Genomic DNA, 4078 nt, shown 5'->3' with positions numbered 1-4078 from the left:
GACCGGGGCAGCAGCGCGGCGCCGGAGAGGACCTCGCGGGCGCGGGCGTGGCTGCCGGGGTCGGTGATGACGACGCCGTCGACCAGCTCGGGGCGGGCGGCCAGCACGGTGGCGTGGTCGGCGGGGTCCACGGCCTGGGCGAGGTACCGCCAGCCGGGGAGGGCGGGGATGCCGTGCTCGCCGAGGAACGCGACGGTCGCGAGCACGTCGGGCCCGGCGGGCAGCAGGCCGCCGTCGCCGAGGGCGGCGAGGATGCGCGCGTCGTCGGCGGCGGCGGTGCGCAGCTCGAAGAGCCGCCGCTCGGCGGCGGCGAGGGTGTCGTCGAGCAGGCCGGTCAGCGCGTCCGCGTTCCGGTCCAGCTCCTCGGCGGTGAGGGCCGGCTCCCCGGTGCCCGCCGGGAGGCCGAGGAGTCCGGCGAGGCGGGGCTCGGCGGCGAGCGCGGCGGCGGCCCGGCGCTCCGCGTCCAGGGCGGCGCCGGCGGCCTCGGCGGCGTCGGCCGCGCGGGCGGCGGCCAGCTCGGCGCGGGCGTGCTCGGCGGTGGCCTCGCGGGCCTGCTCGGCGGTGCGGGCGGCGGCCTCGCGGGCGGTCTCCCAGGCGGCGACGGCGGCCCGCTCGGCGTCGGCGGCGGCGAGCGCGGCGCGGGCCGGGTCGGGCAGCGGGCCGTCCGCGCCGGGCGCGGCAGGCTCCAGCCAGCCGGCGCGCACCGCCTCGGCGGTCTCCTGCTCGACCTCGGCCAGGCGCTGGCGCAGGTGCTCGCTCTCGCTGCGGGCGCGCTGGGCCTCGGTGGCGGCGGTAGTGGCGTCGCGGTGGGCCGCCTCGGAGGCGGCCTGGAGGGCGGTGGAGCGCTCCTCCAGCTCGGCCGCGGACCGCTCGCTGTCGGCGGCGGCGGTGTGCAGGGCGCGCACCAGCGCGGCGGCGGCCCGGCTCCGGGCGGCGAGGGCGGGGGCGGCGTCGCGTTCGGCCTCGCGGATGGCGGCGGCGACGCGGGCGGCGCGGTCGGCGGCGGCGCGGTGCTGCAGGACGGTTTCGGCGGCCTGCCAGGCGGCGTGCAGGGTGCGGGCGTCGGTGAGCTCGCGGCGCTGCGCGGCGGCGGCCTTCTCGGCGGCGGCCAGGGCGAGCGAGGCGTGCCGGTACGCCAGCTCGGCGGCGACGCGGGCGGCGCGGGCCCGCCGGGCGTCGGCGTCGGTGACGGTGGCCGCGGCGGCGGCGACGCGCTCGGCGAGGGCGGCGGCGCGGGCGCGCTCCCCGGCGCCCCGGGCGGCGAGCCGCCGGGCGAGGGCGCGGGCCCGCCGCTGGGCGGCGGTGTGCACGGCGCGGGCGGCCTCGCGCTCGCCGGCGGCCTCGGTGACGCGGGCCAGGAGGTCCAGCGAGCCGGCGGTGAAGTCCCGCTCGGCGGCCAGCTCCTCGCGGCGGCCGAGCTTGTGGGCGAAGCCGTGCACGAGGTCGGCCAGTCCGTCGGTGTCGCGGGTGTCGGTGACGGCCCGCAGCAGCAGATCGGTGAAGTCGGCGTCGGTCTTGACGGCGAACAGGCCGGCGGCCTCGCCCTCGTCGGCGTTCATCTCCCGCTGGTAGCGGAACAGTTCGGGATCGAGGCCGAGGCGGCCGAGGTGGTCGACCCAGCGCTCGTGGACCTCCTCCCAGACGACGTCGAGGTTCGGATAGGCGCGGCCGGTCTCGGTCAGGACGTCGCGGAAGCCCTTCATGGTGCGGCGCCTGCCCCGGGCGCCGGAGGTGCCGTCGCCCGCGGCCCCGGGGGGCCGCAGCACGGTGGATTCCGCGACGGGCAGCGAGTCCAGGCTCATGCCGGGGCCCGGCCGGAACGAGTACCACGCCTCGGCGAACTTCCGGGGGTCGCTGGAGACCTGCCGGCCGCGCCACTCGCTGACCTTGCCGACGACGACGGTCTCGCCGGTGAGGGTGTGCTGCCACTCCAGGGCGACGTGGCCGCAGTCGTCGGCGAGGAGGAACTTGCGCAGCACGCCGGAGCTGGCGCCGCCCAGCGTGTTGCGGTGGCCCGGCAGCATGACCGAGAAGATCAGCTTCAGCAGCACGGATTTGCCGCCGCCGTTCTCCAGGAAGAGCACCCCGGCGGGGGCCGGGCGGCGCGGCGGGCCGGTGGGCTCGTCCTCGAAGAAGTCCGCCTGCGCGGGCGCCGGCCGGGGCACCGGGTCCCCGACGCCGCGCAGGTCGAGCACGGTGTCGGCGTACCGGGCGCCGGCCGGCCCGATGGAGTAGAGGCGGATCCGGGACAGCTCGTACATGGCGGGGAACTCTCGTGGGGTCGCGGGCGTGCGGGCGGCGGTGGTCAGCGGTGGAACGGCAGGCCGGCGCCGTCGGCGAGGTCGTCGTCGGCGTCGTCGCCGGGCGGCACCAGCGAGCCGCCGCCGTCGCCGACCGGGACGACGCCGAGCTCCAGCAGCTCGGTCATGGCGGCGCCCGCCGCCATGTCGCGGACCTGCAGCTGGTACCGCGCGGTGGTGCGGTACGTGCCGCCGGCCTCGTCCCCGGTCCGCTGGAGGAATCCGGAGTCGGTGAGGAACGCGACGGCCTTGCCGACGATGCCGGTGGTGGAGCCGGCCAGCCGCCGGGCGTCCTTGGTGGCGCCGGTGGCACTGCGCCGGGCATACACCCGCCAGGCGGCCTCCAGGCCCGGCGCCCCGGTGGCCGGGTCGGTGTTCTCCCCGCGCTCGGCGGCGCGCTCCTCCAGCCGGCGGCACGCCTGGCGGACGAACGCCTCGACGCCGTTGACCGAGATCCGGCCGATGTAGCCGTCGTCGGCCAGATCCGCGGGGCGGGGGAACGCCAGGGCGGCGACGGCGAGATGGGCCAGCCCGTGCAGGAACCGGTCGGCGGTGTCGGCCGTGGCGCGGCGCGCGTACTCGCCCATGCGGACGGCGAAGACGGAGTCCTCGGCGGCGGCGACGGCCATGCCCGCGCGGGGGGAGACCTCCAGCACGACCAGGCCGAGGCCGGTGGCGACGGCGTCCGCGAGCCGCGCGAAGGCGGGCTCCTCCTGATAGCGGCGCAGGAGCGTGGCGTACTCCGCGTCGCGGGCGGGCAGCAGCCGGGGCTGGAGGCCGAACGCGACCAGCCGCGCGGCGTCGGCGGCGTCGGCGGGCGTCGGCGGCCCGCCGCCGCGGGACTCCGGGGAAACGGTGGCGGGGGCATCGGTCACGGGGTCGCCTCCGAGCGCTCGGCGGCCATCCCGGCCGCGTCCAGCAGGGCGGTGCCGACGATCAGGTCGGCGCCGCCGAACTCCGGGTCGTCCAGCTCCGTGCCGTCGTCCACGGCGAACAGCAGCCGGGAATCGCCCTGCCGGTAGGCGGTGCCGACCGGCGGGCTGGCGGCGTGCACGACGAGCAGGGCGACCAGGTACGGCAGGTCGGGGTCCGTGCGGCGGGCGTCGGCCAGCAGGCCGGACAGGCGGCGCGGCGCGTCCTCGGGGAGGCGCAGCAGCTCCAGCGCGGCGGCGAGTTGCTCCTCGCTGAAGCGGCTGTCGTCGGGGGTGGCGACCAGGTCGGGCTCGGGCAGCTCGGCGCCCAGGTGCTCGCGCGGCGCGGGCGGGGTGAGCAGCAGCTCGGTCAGGTCGCCCAGGCGCACGGCGGCGGGCGGGCGCGGCCCGGTGCCGCGGGCGAAGAAGGCGTCGGTGACGCGGGTGGCCCGCTCGACGGGCAGCGGCAGCAGCGGGGCGAGCAGCTGCCCGTAGAGGTCCGTCCCGGCGCGGGCGGCGGGCGGCCGGAACGCCTGCCGGTCCTGCTCGGCGCGGAAGAGCGGGCCGGCCTCCAGCAGCCGGGACTGCAACTGGGTGTGGCGGCGGATGCAGTCCTTGACGATGTCGACCAGCTCGGCGGCGCGCAGCTTGTGCCCGGTGTCGACGGCCTCGTCGCGGGCCCGGCGGATGTTGGTGAGGATCGCGTTCTCGTGGCGGTACCGGTCGGCGATGTGGTCCAGGGCCTCGGTGATCATGTCGGGAACGGCGTGCAGCCAGTCGACCGCGCGCACGTCGCGCCGGGTGGTGTCGAGGGTGCGGCGCAGCGCCTCCGCGTACTGGACGGTGCGGTACCTGGCCTGCTCGGCG

The 4078-nt window shown here is 78.8% G+C and carries 1 protein-coding gene and 2 pseudogenes; all 3 read right to left on the bottom strand.

The genetic code is table 11. The features are described from left to right. A pseudogene (locus tag ACSNOC_RS27185) lies at positions 1-2261 on the bottom strand (hypothetical protein); the annotation flags it as partial. A gap of 44 nt (positions 2262-2305) precedes the next feature. Then, entirely contained in the window at positions 2306-3175 is an 870-nt protein-coding gene (locus ACSNOC_RS27180) for a hypothetical protein (RefSeq protein WP_436750232.1), read from the bottom strand. Further along, positions 3172-4078, bottom strand: a pseudogene (locus tag ACSNOC_RS27175) (hypothetical protein); the annotation flags it as partial. The gene ACSNOC_RS27180 and the pseudogene ACSNOC_RS27175, both read right to left, overlap by 4 nt.

Origin of the sequence: Streptomyces sp. URMC 129 (assembly GCF_051386415.1) — a bacterium.
Lineage (GTDB): Bacteria > Actinomycetota > Actinomycetes > Streptomycetales > Streptomycetaceae > Streptomyces.
Note: the sequence above shows the minus strand (reverse complement) of the source record. Positions and strands in the feature narration are given on the sequence as shown.